Below are 17779 nucleotides of genomic sequence, written 5' to 3'. Positions count from 1 at the left end.
CTTTAACTACTCATCATCTTGAAAACTCGCCAACCGCGCAGATGCACGCCAATAATGATAGACGAGGCGATCGATCCAAAGAATGGACTGTACCTTGGAAACGGCAACATCGATTTGCGTTTCATTAACAACCGATCGTTCTAAATATTCGTTGCGTCGTTTTCTGCGCTCTTCTGCCATCTTTTGTGAATCTTGTTCTAGGATTTTTTCAATTTCAACTATCTCATTGTCTTCAAAATAAGCCTCTACCATAAACATCGTCTCATGTAATTGATTCATAATGGCACCATGTAAATGAATAGCTTCAAGCTTTTGCTTTTCTCTAAAAACATTTACCAACCGATGTAAATGGTCAAGGGCATGAATGATATCAATATGTTTATTACGGATTTTCGTTGAGCTTGATTGGACAGAATCTAAAAATTTCCGCGTAATATCAATTGCTTCTTCCACTTCATTCAGTTTTTTATCAAAATGAGGTGGTACTTTTTTCGATTCAATTAATTCTAACAAAGCCCTTGTTAATTGTTTCATCATTTGAATTAACGTTTTATATGAAACTTCTAATGCTGCTGACGGGACAGACACTAAATTCGAGTCAAGGTCTCTTGTTAACGCGTTTTCTTTTTCTGGCAATATTTTTTGAAGGAATGTCGCAAATGGACCTATAAATGGAACAAAAAGAATGGCCCCAAGCACACTAAATAACGTATGGAAAATCGCCAAGCCCAACGTTTCGTCAAAGTTTCCTGAAAGTAATACCGTGATTGTTTCTGTTAATTGTAATATGTATTTGAAGAAAATCGTCACAATGATTGCTGTGATGACGTTAAACAACAAATGCGTAATGGCCGTTCTTTTTGCGGCAATGGATGACCCAATGGAAGCAAATAAAGCCGTAGCAGTTGTTCCAATATTTTGTCCAATAACTAGATAGGCTGCTTGCTCATAGTCGATTGCCCCTGAAAACAAGGCTGCTAACGTCGCCGCCATCGATGCACTGGACGCTTGCATGATGATGGTCATCACAATCCCAATGAGAATTAATAGAAAACTTGAAAGAATAGAATTTGTATTTAACGATTCAAAGGATATGATATCATGTGCCGAATTCATCCCTTGTTGGAGAAAATCAATTCCTAAAAATAGGAGACCAAACCCCACTAATACCCCACCGTACTTTTTAATATTATACGGGGCAATGAACTGCATAAATGCTCCTATACCAATAATTGGCAGTGACATAGCTTGCAAACTAATTTTGAAGCCAAGAAGCGAGATGATCCATCCTGTACTTGTACTACCAATATTTGCGCCAATAATCACCCCGATTGATTGACTAAAGGTAATTAACCCTGCACTCACAAACCCGACCGTTAAAAGCGTTGTTGCAGTGGAGGATTGCATTAATATCGTCATGAAAAGTCCTGTGAAAAGCGAGGAAAATGTACCTTTCGTAAAGTTATTTAACCATTTTTTTAACGCTTCCCCTGCGATTTCTTTCAAGCCATTTGTCAGCATTGACATTCCTAGGATAAATATGCCAATTCCGCCAAATACCGTAATCATTCACAATCACCTCCTTTTTCGTGACTAAAAATACATTTTAACATATATTGCTATGGGATTTATGGAAAAGAAGGGATTTTGTGGATTTTTATTTTCTTTGTGCTTGTAATAGATAAGTATATTCGGCAAAGTTCTCTGTTATGAGGGCGTTCACAATGGATTGGTTTCACTTTCCTCTTTTAAATAAATAACAAGTTCCTGGCGATATACATTATCGACAAGGTAGTGGTCTAATGTATGAAAGTCGTATTGAAAGCTACCAAATGGGAAAGTCACATTTTCTCCTTTCACGGCAGCAAGCAACCCTGCCACATCATTGGATACCATCTCAAGCACTTCCTCACCCGTTTTTGTTAGTACAAAAATTACGTTCATTTTTTTAAACTCCTTTGGTTAAGCTCCTACAAAAAGTGCAGCCTGGCAAATACCGATAAATACTGCGACATTTTGGATGGGGCTTTTTTCATCGATTGTGAAGGTCATCTGAAATTGATCGTTTACAAAATCGGCTTTCCACTGTGCGATAACTTCATTGTCGAAAATAAATTGTGACCAATCTTCCATTTCTTTATTTAGTTGGATTTTTTTGTTGCCATCTGTAATATACAACTCTGGAACGCCTAAACGCCAATTTTCATAGGAGATGATATATTGTTTATTATTGGTGGTGTCATGACCTTCATACCAAAGTCTCCCTTTCCGGCTAATTTTTTTTACTGTAAAAAGGAGGTCACCACTCGGATTGTATATATGATATTTAAGGAAATATCGATAATCGAAAAGTCGATCCATTGTTTTTTTCAAGGGGTTGTCATAGATGCGCTTTGATATCGCCACAATTTCGCCCGCATTATTTTTTATAGGAATGTCATCTGTAAAGTCGATTTGTTTTGGATGAGTATATTGAAAAGTGTGCATGGTTTCTCCTTAAAGCTAGCTGTAAATTTCTTACCTTTTATTATACATGAATTTTGAAATGATTGAGTGAGCAAAACGTGTTGCGGAATGAACAAAAAGTGGGATGAGTGGAGCAAATCACTGTGCTGAATGGTCAAATCGCAACGTTGAGGGAGCAAATCACTGTGCTGAATGGTCAAAACGTTGAGGGAGCAAATCACTGTGCTGAATGGTCAAATCGCAACGTTGAGGGAGCAAATCACTGTACTGAATGGTCAAAACGTTGAGCTTAAGGAGGGAATACACACTGCCGAATGGACAAGACGCAGCTATGAAGTTCAAATAATTTCCACTGTGCTTTGTCGTTTATCTTGTTTATGTGGACTCTCCGCTAATTTTAGTGTGTTCATCGCTTTAGTAAATTCTACTTTTATTAAGATTACAACAATTTTTTGTCTTCATTAGTACGATGAATACAGGTTTTCCTAATTTTCACGCTCATTTTTGTCTTCATCGCTTTCATGAACACCAGTTTTGTTGTAATTACAACAATTTTCTTTCTTCATTAGCACGATGAATACCAGTTTTTCTAATTCCTACGCTCATTTTCGTCTTCATCGCGTTAATGAATACCCGTTTTATTGTAATTACAGCATCTTCATAAGTACGATGAATTCAAATTTTACCAACTTCCATGCTCATTTTCGTCTTCATCACGTTAATGATACTAGTATAATTAAGGTTCGCCGGGGGTTTTGTCGTTTATCCAGCTCATGAACGTCACTTCAACTAAGTTCACGCGGGGTTTTGTCGTTCATCCGGCTCATGATAATCATTTGTGAACAAAACCCGCCGCCGAACGAGCAAAACGCCAATTTAAAAAAGCTTCAACACGCAAAAACCGTGAGAAGCTATGAACAAAGACTATTCATCATAATCGAGCTTGCTCCAGGGAGTGCCTAGCTTTGGTAATGCCCAGCGATCTAGACCATACCAGCCTGCCACTTTCCAGGCAAGGACTAACCAGGTTGCTAAAATAAATAGAATGGGATTCGTACTGATTGTGCCTGCGAATAAGAAACTGACATTCATCATGGAGCCAAAAAATGCCGCAATGCCTGTTAATAAGCCTAATATTAAGCCAAGGCCTACGAGTACTTCCCCATATGCTACAACAAAGGCAAACAGTTTCGCGTTTGGCAACACGATGTTTTCTAAAAATGCAGCGTACCAGCCAGAAACATCCTTCGTTTCAATCGACTTGGCAATGGCTCCTTGCACAAAGCCTGCTACTGCGGCACCTCCATTTTCACCGACCCAAGCATCGTTATGTATTTTCCCCCAACCTGCTTTTAGCCAAACGTAGCCCACATATAGACGAACGACTAACCACAGCCAACCTGAACGCGTGTCACTTAATAAAAACCGGGAGATTGGATTTTCCTTTATATAAACTGTCTCGTTTTGCGCCATTATGTTCCCTCCTTTGCCAATATTATAATGCACCTAGTTTACTTTTCCATATCTTTTACAAATTGTTAATAATTTTCCATTTCTTTTGTTCACCAATTTGAAAAAAATAAAAGGCTCTATAGGAAAAATTCCAATAGAACCTTTAAATTAATTTTGTTTTAAACTGTTATGGGTGCAAAAAATTCATCATACAGTGCGCGTAAAATTTGGTTTTCGCTATGTTGCATAACGCCAAATACTAAGCTTACCTCTGAAGAACCTTGGTTGATCATTTCGATGTTGGCGCCAGTTCTTGAGATTGCTGAAGTCGCACGTGCAGCAAGACCTGTATTGTTACGCATACCTTCTCCAACAATGACAATTAATGTGAAGCCATGGCGGAAGTATACATCGTCTGCATGCAATTCTTCTTTTACGCGTTTAATGATTCGTTCTTCCGCGCCTGCTGTTAATTGGTTTGAACGAATAATTACTGAAATATCATCTAAACCAGATGGCGTGTGTTCGTACGAAATGTGTTCTTCTTCAATAATTTGAAGAAGTTTGCGACCAAAGCCAATTTCACGATTCATTAAATATTTAGACACATACAAAATTGAAAAACCACTATCTGCTGAAATACCTGTTACCGGACGACCTGTTAATGGACGAGTTGGCACAATTTTTGTACCAGGTGCAGATGGATTGTTTGTATTTTTAATTGTAACTGGGATTCCAAGGCGATACACAGGCATTAATGCTTCGTCGTGGAAAACAGAGAAACCTGAATAAGATAATTCACGCATTTCACGATACGTAATTTCCGTGATGCCCACTGGATCGTTGACAACTTTTGGGTTTGCAGAGAATACACAGTCTACATCCGTGAAGTTTTCGTAAAGGTCTGCTTTTACAGCTGCAGCTAAGATGGAACCTGTGATATCAGATCCACCACGGTCGAATGTTCTTAAGATACCGTCTTTTGTATAACCAAAGAAACCTGGGTATACTACGATCTCATCACCTTTTGCTAAATCTTTTAAGTTGTCATATGCTTCAGGAAGTGCCATTGTACGTTCTGGCAAATCGTTTACTACAAGCCCATCTTTTGGACTTACATATTTTGCTTTCATGCCAATAGAGTTGAAATAAGCAGCAATTAGCTTTGCATTATTGTCTTCTCCACTCGCTTTTAAATTATCGATAAATAATTCTTTTTTGGATTTATCAGAAGCGACACGTTCTTGCAAGTCATTTGCAATCACATCGCAAATTGTGTTATCTAAGCCAAGTTCATCCGTAATTTCTTTATAACGGTTTACGACATTTGCAAGTTTCCCTGCAACATCACCATTGTTTAAAGCGCTATTCGCCAAATCAATTAAAAGATCCGTTACTTTAATGTCTTCACTGTAACGTTTACCTGGAGCTGATACCGCAACAATCTTTCTATCAGGATTAGATTTTACAATGTTTGCGACTTTTTTAATTTGTTCGGCGTTTGCAACGGATGTACCACCAAATTTACATACTATCATTTCACCAAATCCCTTACTATTCAAAATTGTATTTTCCGAAAAAACATTTGATTGTTCACAGTGTACAAATTTTAGAAACACACGTCAAGTCTATTTAAAGAAAATGACGATATTTTTACCAAAAAGCGGTTAAATACTTCTTGCTTACGTTCATATCCATAATATTAGTCAATGCAAAAAAGCTATAAGTGGAAAGTATGTCCACAAACCTTCAACTCGTCTAAAAGAAACTAAAGTTTTTTACAGGTCATTCTATTATATGTAATTTCTCATTAGACGGTAGCATGTTTGCCTATTTACACAATAGTTAAAAAAATGCCAAATAAAACCGTGTACACCGTTTAATAGATGTACACGATTTCCTATTTTTAATGATTTAGAAAAGTGATTTCTTCCTATTTCGTAAGCTAATTATATAACAAGTTTGCCTTTACGCAAGATAGAAATAATTGTTATCTCACTTTCCTACTATGACTTTACATCCATGACTTCCAAATATAAAATCTCGCTTATACTTAATTCAATTTCTCCAAGTTTATTTTTTACCGTTATCTTTCCTTCATCGGTTTCTATTAACGTGCCCGTGATACACTCATTGGATAGATGTACCTGCACATCTTTTCCTATATATTTTTTTAGGAAAAGATATAACCGAATCCCGAAAAATAAATTTACAAGGTCTGGATTTTTTCCGACAAACTGACCGAAATTGAAAGCGAGTTCTCTTCTTGTTTCTTGGTTTACATCAATAAATTCTGGCTCTCTTGATTCATCGCAATCATCTACACGCGTTACAGATAATAAATGTCTATATAAGATGAATGTTGACGAACCAACTTCATTAATTTGTAGAAAATCTCGGCCTGCTGTTGCAATTCTACCGCTTAAATTTATTATTTTTTTGTGATGTTTAGAACTATCGCTTTCGATTTCCTCGTCTTCATCCGTAATAATTTGCGCACTAACAAGCACCCCTTTTAAATCTAAAAAATGAAGTTGTAATTGGCGTGTATTGTTAGGGTCGCTTTCGGAACCAAGAGATCTTAGCAAATCATTTACTTCTTCGATACATGCTTGCAACTCATCTAATTCTTTTACGGATAATGGACTATTAGGGGAAGCAAAGCGACGTGTTTTTTTCTGTTTTCTACAATTAAAAGGTGAACCGAATAAATCAGTTGGGTTTTTAGGTGGCTGGTTATCGGATGGGGATAGGATGTCGATTATTTTTTGACACGTACATTTGCGCTTCTTACATGTGTTACAACGCTTCATTTCGGAACACCTTCTACATATTTTTTTAACGGGGCGAGTTTATCTGATTGCTTATCTAATACCCGGAAAATTCCCCACATACCTAATTCAACATCCCAGCGAATTAGCCCTGAACGGTACATATAATCGCCAGCTTTTCCGAATAAGCCACCCGCTCCATAGAATAGATGATAGTCATCATTCGAACCGACGATTTTTTGGCCGCTGACAGAAATTATCGAAGAATTTAAGTCATCTTCACTTCTTAAAAATTTATGCCCATGTAGTGCAAATGAATGCGCCCTTGGACGATCTGCAGGGCATGTAAATCGGAATGTAACAGGGTCATTTTGATAAGCTAAAAATAGTGGTGTACTTGGGTCCTTGAAAACTTTCGAGCTGAACACTTTGTGGATATCGTTAAAGTTTTTCACACGGTTTCTAAATGGTTCATTGCGATAGTTGAAGCCTCTGGAACCTTGATCTTCAAAATCCGGTGTTTCTTCTTCTACTTCAATATCGTCTCCAAACAGAAGTGGTTCTGGGTCAATGATGAGGTCGCCGTTTTTATCAAGAAGTCGCACGCCATCATGCATTAACAAAGCGAACTCGCGAAACTCTGGCAGTAGAGGCGATGAAATAATCACCTGGCTACCTGTTTCAACTTCTTTTCTCGTTGCAGAGTGTAAATATTTTGCTCCACGAGGTTCTGCAATTAACATGCCAAATGCGCCGTGATGTCGGTGATTTCGAATATCTGCCATATCCCAAAGGTTTACAGCTCCAATATCTTGATCAATGTACCAGCGATATGTGATACTCTCACCAGGTCCAATCGTTTGGTCATAGTTAAAGCCAACTGTCGCACCATCGGAATGGCGAACATCATATTCCACTAACTGGGCATGCATGGAAATTCGTTTTGACGGTGGGAAGAACGCATCAACGGGTACTTCTGGATAACCATGTCGGCCATTATGATGATCTTTACCTGACAACAAGTTCGTTAAAGTTATTTCGACGTACTCGCCCACGTTCGCGCGGATAATGAGCGGTTCAGGATTTAATTTGCCGGTTAAAATATCGTCTACGTCTTTTTTAAGTGCGAAGACAATGCCGAATGGGTCATGCTCACCTGCATCGTTATAGTCGATACGAGTATTTAATGCGACCACATCGTATTTACGCACTTTTGCATGTGGTGGTAAGTCATCATGAATTTTTGCCATTGGAGGTACTTTGCCGGTTTTCTTAGGAAGAGGCATTTCTCGTTTTTTCGGTGGTGTACGGTCCGGTAAAGGTTTTAAATGTTTTACTCGTTTTTCGTAGGAACGGAAAATGCCCCAGTTCCCTAACCAAATATCATCTAAAGAACCAAAATGATAAAGTATGTCGTAGTCCCCTTCACCTTCCATATTAAATTCTAACGTGAAGGTTTCAGCGATAGCGGTATGTTGTTGTTGGTCTAGCTCTGAATCTAAATCCGGTCGTTCCCGATGCCATCTTTGGCGGTGAAGATTAAAGCTGTGTGATTCCTCATGAGCACCCTGAATTAATCGTACGCGAACTGGGTCGCCATTGTACGTTTCAAGGATTGGTGTCACCGGATCTCCATGTACCCACGAGCTAAAGACGTAAGCTGGGTCGCAATCTGGTTCTTTCAGGCGGAATTGGATTGGTTCGTTGCGATAGTTCACGCCCATTACACCCGGGTCATCCGGCGAACCTGGGAATGGAGGAGGATTTAATGGACATCCATCTTTATCGAATAGTAAAGCAAAGTCATGAACGAATAAGTTAATTTCACGGAAATCTGGGATTAGCTTATTTGTAATCATTGCTTGCGTACCCGATTTTGTTTCCTTTCCTGTGTAAGGGTCTAAAAATTCTGAACCTCTTGCTTGGATGTTAATACTTGCAAAAACACCATGTTGCTGATGTTCGTTAGCGAATAAATGGTCGTGCCAGAACGTACATTTTAATTCCACATCGGCAAACCATTGATATTCGATTGTTTCACCTGGTAAGACACTCGAATCATAATTCCATCCAACGTTTGCCCCATCTGCTACTAACACATCAAATTTAACGAAATGCACATGCATGCCGGCTTCGTACGTTCTGTTCACTAATTGGAAGGCATTGCCACCAACAGTTTCAGGTAATTTATTTGTAAATCGAAAACGGATGACTTCCCCGGCATTTGCGCGAATGACAAGGGGTTCTGGTTTTTTCCGTCCGCATCTTACGTCTTCTTCATCTTCTGCAAGGACATAGAGCCGCCCTTCTGGATCGTGCCAGCCTTGGTTGTTATAAACGATTGGCATTTGCATTAAGACAACATCATATTCACGAACGGGTGCATCTTTTGGAGCTGGATTTACAAACACAGCACCAGGGACAGCATTCGGGGCAAAATGGTTGCGCTCGATTTTTGTTGGTTGTCTGCCATTTTCAATCCCAAGTGGTGGACGAGGCGCTTTGAATCCCGGAATCCCTGGAATAAAGTTTGGAAATCCTGGACGATCAAGCGTTGGTTTTGGAGGAAGTGGTCGATCTGGTAGCGGTTGTAGTGCTTTAATTTGTACACCATTTGGATAACACATACTACCATCTTGCAATGTATCAAATGTGCGCTGAATTCCCCACATTCCTTCACCAAAGTGTGGATAAAGGTGACAGTGAATGATAGCATCACCTATAGCACCATGCAGACTACCTGCACCATACATCGGGGAAACGGTAAATTGTACTTGTGGGGAAATTGCCTGTACATCGACAATTTCGGAATCCACATCCGTTGCTTCAAATAACCATTGATGAACATGATAATGGAAGGAATGGGTTTCTTGTGCGCCGCCATGTACGAGACGAATTTTGATTGGGTCGCCTACATATGCACGTAATATCGGGGTATCCGGGTCGCCAAATACCCAGGAATCATGATGAACTTCTTCTCCTTCACAATCCGGACAAACAACACCTTCTTGGATTAATCGCATTCGATTGCGCATTGGTTCTGCACGGTAGTTGACTAAGTGGGTTGCCTCGGGTTGAAGGGTATGAGGACTAATTGGTTTTTGCCCTGTTAAATCATCCACTTCCATTTCATCGTGGAAGAACCAACCGTATTCCCTAAATGATGGCAATAGTGGATTATGAACATCCGCAAATGTACCACTTTTAATCGGTTTTCCTGTCACGGGATCTGTCCACCAAGATCCTCGAGGTTCTACAAACAACGCCCCAAATAAACCATGTACGTTGCTTCCTTGTTCACTGGATAAAGGATTACCTAAGTCAACGAAAAAGTGGACGCCTTCTTCAAATACTTTCCATTTATAAAGAATCGTCTCTCCTTTTGCCACGGTTGTGTCTTTATTTAGGCCGACAAATGCTCCATCCGAGGTCATCACATCATATTCTGCATTTTGAATATGCATCCCCGTATGAAAAGGCAATTGATTTTCAAATAATACTTCAATTTCATCGCCAACATTGGCACGGATTACAAGTGGTTCGACTTCATCAACTGTTGAGAATGGATTTAAGTCTACTTTCTTTTTAATGAGACTTTCATTTTCTTTCAGCACATACATCATGCCGTCTGGATCGTGGTCGCCAAATCGATTGACGACAATGCGTATTGGAATTGCTACGATATGAAACTTTCTAATCATGCTTACCATTCCGTATGTCTGGAATTTTTGGTTTTCCAGGCTGTTCGATATAGAATACTTCGATATCGTCAATGTGAACGCGGAATTTTTCTCCGTCAAGCTCCGTTACATTGGTAACTTCTGCTTCAATGACTACGTAATCACTGACAACTCCTTCAATTTTTCCTATGATTAAAAATGGGAATTGGAAAATTAGTAACAACGCTCTATTTCCACGATTTTTTTGGAAATATCCTGATACGACCGATTGACGTACATTATTAATATTAATCATTCCGTCTCCCAGTTCGTTTGCGATTTTTGCTAAGTCATCTGACACTCATCTTCATCCTTTCTTTATATATTTTTTACATCTATTAAATAAGTGGGATTTTTCGGTCTGGGTCAAATTCTGTAAATAATGAAATCTGTTCAAGGGGAAAACTTAATGGTGTCGGAAACTTATAAAATGGAGCATTATGCATTTTAATAATCACCGGGTATAAAGTGATAAAACCATTTGTACATTCCGCAACTTTTCCTGTGAAAATAGGTCGAAATGTTTGGCCCAGAATGCTTAACTGTTTACTATTCGTTACAAGTAGAATTGTCTTACCAAGCATTTCTTCAAAAAGTTTATTTTCATCTAAAATTGGTCCGTTCATTGTTTTAAACACCTCCACGTAAAGTAATCACCCTATTTTATGGGAATTTATTAAAGGCATATAAGCCAAACACACTAACTCTATAGAAAAAATAGAGTCCTCCTAAGTTGGAGTACTCCATTAAATAGAACTTTTTTTCTTCCACCATCTCGAGAATAGGCGTTCAATAAACGATACAAATCTCGTTTGTTTCATGTATTGTATTTTGGAAATCGGGATTTTTCCATCTTTTAAAAGAATTTTTCCTGATTGAATATCCCGAATTCTACCATGATAGGTTTTGCCAGCTAGTATGGATATTTTCGTTCCTTTCCAGCTTTTAAGATTTGTTTCTAATAATTCTTCAAAAAATTGCTGTCTTAACGTTTCTTTTCCCGCAACGGTATCGCCAAAATTGGTTAGTAGTTTCCTTCTTAGTTCTTCATCGATTACGACATGTTGATGCGTCCCCGGAACATCAGGAAGGCCAAATGGAGTTTTTGCCGAATGAATAGCTGTGTACGGGATCCAGTAACGTGTAAAAAGCGTTCGTAACATGACAAAATTCCGACCTATTACAGCAACCTTCCCAACTGTATGAAGCACCTCTTCCCCATGTCTTGAATACACTTCAACTAATTGGTTTTTTTTCGATTTAAAAAACTTTAATAAAATCATTTGCTGCTTAGAATTCGGCAACTTGTTACCGAGATTTTGCAAATTCACACTATGAATATATTCCTGCAGCATTTTCAACTCATGTAAAGGTAAAGCGCTCGGTGGTGACGTATACCCGTCTGCTTTTTTCAGTTCCGGGTATTGATTTTCATAATAATTAGTCATTTTGCATCCTTCCTTTTTGAAAATGTAACCCGTCATACAAGGTAAAACATACACTGTAACGAGGTGTTGAAAATATGAATCTATTAATGATCGTCATCTTAATCAGCTATTTTTTAGTTTGTACGGTATCCTATTCATTTTTATATAAGGTGAAATATTTGATTAGTTACCATCTTGGCATGAATATTGCGATGACGAGTAGTGGTGTGATGGGGATTGCGGTTGGTACATTACTTGGCTATGCGTTTCCGGCACATTATACAGTTATCACAATTGTTACTACGGTGATTGCGTTAATTATTGGAGCTGTTTTTGGTGCGCTTGTAGATTATCAAACGCTATTATCCGGGGTTTCGAGTGGGTTAATGGCCGGGATTATGGGACCAATGATTGGCGTGATTGCAGATTTACCCCTTATTACGTTTTGTACGATTTTGGTTTATGCGTCCTTTAGTTTACTATGCTTTTCGGTTCGGTCGTGAAGTTATGGCAGCGGATTTACGTACGTGAAGATGGAGACGATAATGAGTATGAACACCATGAACAGAAAATCGATTGTTACCCATCTTGCTAAATCCGCTTTATTTTTCTTCATTTTGGAACGAATAATCGTAGCTGTAAGGATGACAAATACTACTAAAATAGTTTTAGTGAATAATAATAGTCCCCAAGTTGTTAGGAACAAATTCGAAATTGGGATATACATAACGGTAATAAAAATACCTGTACCAGCTAAAATACAGATACTATAAAATGCTACTTTAGAGAAGAGTGGCAAGAAATGTTTTGCGAATAATTTTTGTTTTCTCCAAAACACGACGAAGATGACAAGTCCTGAAGCCCACAGTGAAGCAGCGATTAAGTGAATAGAATCTGAAATAACTAACAGATAGGTTGGCTCAAACTCAAAAGCATGGCCGGTTAAGCTTTTCGTTAAAACGATGACAACTATCCATGCAATATCAAACCAAACTCTCCTGAATAGAAAGATAAATCCGAAAAGTGACATAAACAACGCGATATATGTTAGAAAATTGAAGGTTGTAGCAAAAGGAGAATTGAATCCAACCGATAGCCCATTTAATGTGAAAATATTTTGCTGAACTAAAATGACCGAAAGAAATCCAACGAAATGAAGCATTTGAAGAATGGTGCCTATTTGCAAATATTTACTCTTCACATGGTCATGTTTAATGAAACGATTCCAAATGATCCATCCGATTAACGTGACGAGTCCGAGATAGTAGATGGCTTTCATAATATAAATCACGATTTCAGAGGCATTTTTTTCTGGAGGAGTTGGTTTTACTTCTGGTGCAAAATCATTTTGGGTTGGTGCCGGATTAACCTCATTTTCCGGAGCTGGTGGCGTGTTTATTCGAAACTGATAAGAGCCTTGAATTGGATGGCCATCGTTTGAGGAAATGACATAATATTTGACAGTATATACCCCTGCGTCTAATGGAGGAAGTTGGATGGAAATTTGTTTTTGGTCGCTGCTAATCTTTTTTGAATTAAACTTCACTTCTTGTTGTTCATTGGAGAGGGTTAAAGAAAAATCTTTGTTCACTTTACTATTAAAGGTAAGCGTAATTTCTGGTGGTGATGATTCTAACATACTATTTGGTGTTGGCGATTCCTCAATAACGTAGGAGTGTCCATGTACAATGGTGTGGCTACAAATAAAAAAAAGCGTTGCGAATAAAATAGACATAGTAATTTTTAGAATTTTCATGACAAAACCCTTTCTTATTTACTATTCTCTATCGTATTCAACGCTTCAAACTTTTCCTAGGTCAGCAATCTTTCATCCATTTGATATGAGCAATTTTATCTTTCAGGATTCTCACAATCGTCCCGTTTTCTTTTTTAATGTCTACAAAATCGATTCCCACATGGTGTGTAAATCCCTTCAACTGAAATCCATTAGTCGCCGTCATTTTCACAGGAATTTTACGGAATTTGAGCAACTTAAAATTCAGATTGTCAGTTAAACCAGCTAAATTCACGTTAAGGTCACAATCATTTCGAATAAACTCCATCTGCAAAGTCTCCTCCTTTCTATGTTGATAGTCTAGTAATATGCCACGACTTGTCACATAGAAAGGCAAAAAACCCTTAACTAGAGTTATTTGAAAACACAAACTCTATTTTTCCTCCAACTAATTTTAACTTAGCTTTCCCCTTTTTCCCGCTTTTCCAAGTGAATCGGATTTCCCTCGTTTCTTTACCCAAAATTAGTTTTCTAGCATCATTTGCAGTAATTTTCCCCTTCATAATTGTTTTACTAATAAAGAATTTGCACCCTTTGTTCGTACAGGCATACCCTTTAAACCCTTCCACAACAGGCTGTCCACATTCGATACATTTCCCTACTGTCACGACTTGTTTTTCCGCAACGTTCATGTCTAATTGAATAAAACGCGCTGTTGTTTCTTGCACATATTGCAACATTTCTTGATAAAACTGACCAGAAGTTAAATTACCATCCACAATATCTTTTAACTTTTTACTCCAAACGGCCGTCAGCACTGGTGAAACAATATCATGTTGCTTCACACTCATGATGACATCAATCCCAAACTGTGTCGCAACAAAACTCTTTCCTTCCCGGGAAATCATCCCAACGGAAATAAGCTTTTCGATAATTTCTGCCCGTGTTGCCGAGGTGCCAATTCCTTCAGCATCTTTTAATATTTTTTGCAGTTCCGGATTTTCTACAAAACGCCCGGCATGAAACATTGCATCTAACAGCGTACTATCGGTATATCGTGCAGGTGGTTCGGTCATTTTCGATAATATGCTTGATTGAACGATTGGCAAAGTTTGGTTTACTCCTAATGATGGCAGTGGCTGCTCTTGTTTCTTTTTAAAATAATCATAAAGAACGGTATAGCCTTTATCAATGACAATATTTCCATTGGCTTTAAAGAATTGCTCGTTCGATTGGAAGATTGCGGCTGTTTTATCAATAACGTAAGGTGGCATAAAAATTGCTAAAAGCCGTTTTGCAATTAAATGATAGATTTTCAGTTCATTTGCTGACAGTTTTTTTCTGCCAATTGGTACATCTGTCACTGTAATCGCGTGGTGATCTGTTAACTTTTTATCATCTACATATTTTTTGGAACGTTTAATCGAATTGATTTGTTGTTTTTGACTTAATAAATTCGTAGCTAGTTCTTTATAATCTGGCAAACTTGAAAGAGCCTGTATGTGGCCTTCTATTGAGTTTGCGAGATTGGTCGGTAAATGTTTTGACTCTGTTCTAGGATAAGTAATGAGCTTTTTTTCATATAAACTTTGCGCTATTTTTAACGTTTCGGATGAAGTGAACCCGTAAAATTTATTCGCTTCTTTTTGTAGTTCAAGCAAGGAATGGAGCGACGGCGCATACATCGTTTTTCTTTCAGTTTTTAAATCTATTACGGTTGCCGTATTTGCTAGCGTTGATTGTATTTCTTCGGCATGTTTTTTAGTCGTGATTTTATTTTCATTTGTTTTCGGATCAAACCAGAGCGCTTTGAATGCACCTAAATCAATTTCTATTTGAAAATAGTTTTGAGGTATAAAATTTTGGATTTCTAATTCCCTTTTTACGACAATCGCTAAAGTTGGTGTCATCACTCGTCCAATTTTAATAATTCGCCCACCTTTTATCGTCGCCGCCCTTGTTAAATTCAACCCAATCAACCAATCAAATACTGCCCGATACATGGCCGCATTTCGTAAATTTCGAATTAATGGATCATGCTCGTCTATTAAATGGGTTAGGGCTTGGCGAATTGCTGGGTCGGTTGTTTGCGAAGTCCAAAATCGTTTTACAGGAAGTTTGCACCCCACCCGTTTATAGAAAGAATAAAAAATATTTTCCCCTTCCATCCCAGCATCACACGCATTGATAATAAAGTCATAACGGTTGGTTTTAACGATTTGCTCAAGTTCTTTGTAAACTTTATAAGACGTCTTTTTCACCCGGAATTCATAACGTTGCGGCATCATTGGAAGTAAAGATAAATCCCACTTTTTCCATTCCGATTTGTATTCATGTGGTTCTTTCAACTCCACCACATGCCCGACAAACGAGGCAAAATCAATTTCATAGGGCAATTTCATCGTTTTGTATACTTTCTGGATATCACGCATGAGAGATGGTTTTTCGGCGATTAATAATGCTTTTTTCAAATGAATAACCCCCCTTTTCATCATCAAGTATATAGAGAATTGCAACGTTTGTAAAAATAGCAAACACTTTTTTAATATTGCTATTTTTCTGATGATAAATGAGATACTTGTATTGTTGCAGTAATATTCAACATTTTATAGAAAAATAGTATTATGATTGATATAATATTTTTACAAAGGTTTAGGGGGAAAGAATCATGCAGAATGTTTCAAAAAGAACTTTTTTATGGATTGTTCCGATCATAATCATTGCTCTTTTTTGGTATTTTTACGGCCCACAAAAGGAAATTACAGACAATGAATACATAACGTATATAAAAGAAACTTCTGTAAACGACACAGGCGAGCAAACGTTAGATGCCGCATTTTCAAACTATTGCGAAGAAGGAAAATGGGTGTTCTTCAAAACGCAGAAAAATCATAATGTTGTAGAGTTTAAAGGTGCATGCCCGGTTGATGGCAATGTAAACGATGTGAACTTACAATTTGTCGTGGAAGATGAGCAAAAAGGCTATAAAGTTGGGGCATTATTGTTAGACGGTGTTCAACAATCTGAAGAAGATCGGGATCAGTTTTTGAATATGGTGGTTTCCAAATAAGGTTTTAGGTGGCTCAAGTAGTTGAGTCGCCTTTTTTTGTTGAAAGCGCACATAAGTTTGGGAAAAGCGCACATAAACTCACGGAAACCGCACATAAACCTCCGAAAACCGCACATAAATTCGGGAAAACCGCACATAAATTCAAAAAATTTTCTATTATTTTGGTATATTAAGAGAAGTAAGGAAAAAGGTAGGTACAAGAATGAACGTTTCAGCGATGATTAAACTAACGGTCTCCATGGCCATTTTCGGCTCGATTGGATTTTTCACCATCAATACAGGTATCCCCGCCCTTGAACTAGTATTTGTTCGATGCATTTGTGCCACACTCTTTTTAGGAGCGATGTGGTACTTTACAGGTGGCCACAAATCTGAAGCGTGGAATAAAAAGGAAGTTTACCAAACGTTACTTTGCGGAGTTTTCCTCGTATTAAACTGGGTGTTTTTATTTAAAGCTTTTGAAGAGATGGCGATTTCGATAAGTATCTCGATTTATAATTTAGCACCTATTTTTGTTCTTATTTTAGGGACTCTATTTTTAAAGGAACGTCTCACAATTCGAGGCGTACTGGCGATTGCAATCTGTTTTATGGGTAGTATTTTTATTGTGGGGATCGAAAACTTTCAATCAATAGATCAATTTATCGATTCCGGTTTTGTGTGGGCATTACTTTCAGCGGTTTGTTACGCGTTGACCATGTTTACGAGTAAGACGTTACATAGTTTATCACCTTATGCCACAACATTTTTGCAAACAATGGTCGGTATCGTGATGTTGTTGCCGTTTTGTGATTTTGCTGTATTTGAAGGGTTAACTACAACGAATTGGCTTTTCATTATTGGCACTGGCATTATTCATACGGGTTTTGTTTATTATTTATTCTTTGATAGTATCCGAAACTTACCGACAATTGTAATTTCCGTATTAACGTTTGTCGATCCGGTTGTAGCAATTTTGCTAGATACGATCATTTTAGATTTTAGACCTACCATGTTCCAATCTTTAGGAATTTTACTCGTGTTTGGTGGGATTGTAATGACCATTATGAAACCGAGGAAACAAGTAAACCCAAGCAAAGTTTGATTTGCTTGGGTTTTAATTATCTTGCTTTTATATTATCAAAGACAATCATCAAAGT

17 protein-coding genes are annotated in these 17779 nt (G+C 37.9%); 4 read left to right on the top strand and 13 right to left on the bottom strand.

All coding sequences use genetic code 11. The features are described from left to right. Positions 1-6: 6 nt before the first annotated feature. The 3 genes from CRO00_RS12270 to CRO00_RS12260 form a co-directional block, all read right to left on the bottom strand. On the bottom strand, positions 7-1569 hold the full coding sequence (locus CRO00_RS12270) for a Na/Pi cotransporter family protein (protein ID WP_097073971.1): 1563 nt from the start codon (positions 1567-1569) through the stop codon (positions 7-9). Between the two features lie 150 nt (positions 1570-1719). Then, positions 1720-1944, bottom strand: a complete 225-nt coding sequence (locus CRO00_RS12265) for a thymidylate synthase (RefSeq protein WP_097073970.1) — start codon at positions 1942-1944, stop codon at positions 1720-1722. Positions 1945-1962: 18 nt separating this feature from the next. Then, the gene (locus CRO00_RS12260; protein ID WP_097073969.1) at positions 1963-2487 is read right to left on the bottom strand and encodes a tubby C-terminal domain-like protein; all 525 of its coding nucleotides are present in this window, start codon (positions 2485-2487) and stop codon (positions 1963-1965) included. A gap of 122 nt (positions 2488-2609) precedes the next feature. On the opposite strand from CRO00_RS12260, the gene CRO00_RS20180 reads away from it, so the two are divergent. Further along, complete coding sequence (locus tag CRO00_RS20180; protein WP_161946679.1) at positions 2610-2753, top strand: hypothetical protein; 144 nt, start codon at positions 2610-2612, stop codon at positions 2751-2753. Positions 2754-3390: 637 nt separating this feature from the next. Here the strand turns inward: CRO00_RS20180 and CRO00_RS12255 are convergent. The 7 genes from CRO00_RS12255 to CRO00_RS12225 form a co-directional block, all read right to left on the bottom strand. Further along, positions 3391-3939: a DoxX family membrane protein gene (locus CRO00_RS12255; protein WP_097073968.1), complete on the bottom strand. Its 549-nt coding sequence runs from the start codon at positions 3937-3939 to the stop codon at positions 3391-3393. A gap of 158 nt (positions 3940-4097) precedes the next feature. Continuing rightward, complete coding sequence (locus tag CRO00_RS12250) at positions 4098-5456, bottom strand: aspartate kinase (RefSeq protein WP_097073967.1); 1359 nt, start codon at positions 5454-5456, stop codon at positions 4098-4100. 468 nt (positions 5457-5924) lie between these two features. Then, the gene (locus CRO00_RS12245; protein ID WP_097073966.1) at positions 5925-6731 is read right to left on the bottom strand and encodes an LSm family protein; all 807 of its coding nucleotides are present in this window, start codon (positions 6729-6731) and stop codon (positions 5925-5927) included. Beyond that, the gene (locus CRO00_RS12240) at positions 6728-10390 is read right to left on the bottom strand and encodes a multicopper oxidase domain-containing protein (protein WP_097073965.1); all 3663 of its coding nucleotides are present in this window, start codon (positions 10388-10390) and stop codon (positions 6728-6730) included. The genes CRO00_RS12245 and CRO00_RS12240 overlap by 4 nt, the downstream gene beginning before the upstream one ends. Next, complete coding sequence (locus tag CRO00_RS12235; RefSeq protein WP_237658410.1) at positions 10383-10709, bottom strand: hypothetical protein; 327 nt, start codon at positions 10707-10709, stop codon at positions 10383-10385. The genes CRO00_RS12240 and CRO00_RS12235 overlap by 8 nt, the downstream gene beginning before the upstream one ends. A 37-nt stretch (positions 10710-10746) precedes the next feature. Beyond that, positions 10747-11034 (bottom strand): hypothetical protein, encoded by a 288-nt coding sequence (locus tag CRO00_RS12230; protein WP_097073964.1) that lies wholly within the window; start codon positions 11032-11034, stop codon positions 10747-10749. Between the two features lie 120 nt (positions 11035-11154). After that, positions 11155-11856: a hypothetical protein gene (locus CRO00_RS12225; RefSeq protein ID WP_097073963.1), complete on the bottom strand. Its 702-nt coding sequence runs from the start codon at positions 11854-11856 to the stop codon at positions 11155-11157. 74 nt (positions 11857-11930) lie between these two features. On the opposite strand from CRO00_RS12225, the gene CRO00_RS12220 reads away from it, so the two are divergent. After that, entirely contained in the window at positions 11931-12338 is a 408-nt protein-coding gene (locus CRO00_RS12220) for a hypothetical protein (protein WP_097073962.1), read from the top strand. 2 nt (positions 12339-12340) lie between these two features. Here the strand turns inward: CRO00_RS12220 and CRO00_RS12215 are convergent, their stop codons facing one another. The 3 genes from CRO00_RS12215 to CRO00_RS12205 all read right to left on the bottom strand — a co-directional run bounded on the left by CRO00_RS12215 (position 12341) and on the right by CRO00_RS12205 (position 16041). After that, entirely contained in the window at positions 12341-13591 is a 1251-nt protein-coding gene (locus tag CRO00_RS12215; RefSeq protein WP_097073961.1) for a copper resistance CopC/CopD family protein, read from the bottom strand. 61 nt (positions 13592-13652) lie between these two features. Further along, positions 13653-13898: a hypothetical protein gene (locus tag CRO00_RS12210; protein WP_141396966.1), complete on the bottom strand. Its 246-nt coding sequence runs from the start codon at positions 13896-13898 to the stop codon at positions 13653-13655. Between the two features lie 76 nt (positions 13899-13974). Next, positions 13975-16041, bottom strand: coding sequence for a DNA topoisomerase (locus tag CRO00_RS12205; protein ID WP_161946678.1), 2067 nt, complete (start codon positions 16039-16041; stop codon positions 13975-13977). A gap of 197 nt (positions 16042-16238) precedes the next feature. Here CRO00_RS12205 and CRO00_RS12200 point away from each other — a divergent pair, with 197 nt between their 5' ends. Both CRO00_RS12200 and CRO00_RS12195 read left to right on the top strand, forming a co-directional pair. Beyond that, entirely contained in the window at positions 16239-16640 is a 402-nt protein-coding gene (locus CRO00_RS12200; RefSeq protein ID WP_097073958.1) for a glucosamine 6-phosphate synthetase, read from the top strand. Between the two features lie 202 nt (positions 16641-16842). Next, positions 16843-17724, top strand: a complete 882-nt coding sequence (locus CRO00_RS12195; RefSeq protein WP_097073957.1) for a DMT family transporter — start codon at positions 16843-16845, stop codon at positions 17722-17724. Positions 17725-17779: the final 55 nt, after the last annotated feature.

Source organism: Ureibacillus xyleni (genome assembly GCF_900217795.1).
GTDB lineage: Bacteria > Bacillota > Bacilli > Bacillales_A > Planococcaceae > Ureibacillus > Ureibacillus xyleni.
Note: the sequence above shows the minus strand (reverse complement) of the source record. Positions and strands in the feature narration are given on the sequence as shown.

Bases quoted from the DNA above. Each gene is read 5' to 3' on its own strand.
- CRO00_RS12270 (WP_097073971.1), bottom strand. From the start codon at position 1,569: ATGATTACGGTATTTGGCGGAATTGGCATATTTATCCTAGGAATGTCA.
- CRO00_RS12265 (WP_097073970.1), bottom strand. From the start codon at position 1,944: ATGAACGTAATTTTTGTACTAACAAAAACGGGTGAGGAAGTGCTTGAG.
- CRO00_RS12260 (WP_097073969.1), bottom strand. From the start codon at position 2,487: ATGCACACTTTTCAATATACTCATCCAAAACAAATCGACTTTACAGAT.
- CRO00_RS12255 (WP_097073968.1), bottom strand. From the start codon at position 3,939: ATGGCGCAAAACGAGACAGTTTATATAAAGGAAAATCCAATCTCCCGG.
- CRO00_RS12250 (WP_097073967.1), bottom strand. From the start codon at position 5,456: ATGATAGTATGTAAATTTGGTGGTACATCCGTTGCAAACGCCGAACAA.
- CRO00_RS12245 (WP_097073966.1), bottom strand. From the start codon at position 6,731: ATGAAGCGTTGTAACACATGTAAGAAGCGCAAATGTACGTGTCAAAAA.
- CRO00_RS12240 (WP_097073965.1), bottom strand. From the start codon at position 10,390: ATGATTAGAAAGTTTCATATCGTAGCAATTCCAATACGCATTGTCGTC.
- CRO00_RS12230 (WP_097073964.1), bottom strand. From the start codon at position 11,034: ATGAACGGACCAATTTTAGATGAAAATAAACTTTTTGAAGAAATGCTT.
- CRO00_RS12225 (WP_097073963.1), bottom strand. From the start codon at position 11,856: ATGACTAATTATTATGAAAATCAATACCCGGAACTGAAAAAAGCAGAC.
- CRO00_RS12220 (WP_097073962.1), top strand. From the start codon at position 11,931: ATGAATCTATTAATGATCGTCATCTTAATCAGCTATTTTTTAGTTTGT.
- CRO00_RS12215 (WP_097073961.1), bottom strand. From the start codon at position 13,591: ATGAAAATTCTAAAAATTACTATGTCTATTTTATTCGCAACGCTTTTT.
- CRO00_RS12210 (WP_141396966.1), bottom strand. From the start codon at position 13,898: ATGGAGTTTATTCGAAATGATTGTGACCTTAACGTGAATTTAGCTGGT.
- CRO00_RS12200 (WP_097073958.1), top strand. From the start codon at position 16,239: ATGCAGAATGTTTCAAAAAGAACTTTTTTATGGATTGTTCCGATCATA.
- CRO00_RS12195 (WP_097073957.1), top strand. From the start codon at position 16,843: ATGAACGTTTCAGCGATGATTAAACTAACGGTCTCCATGGCCATTTTC.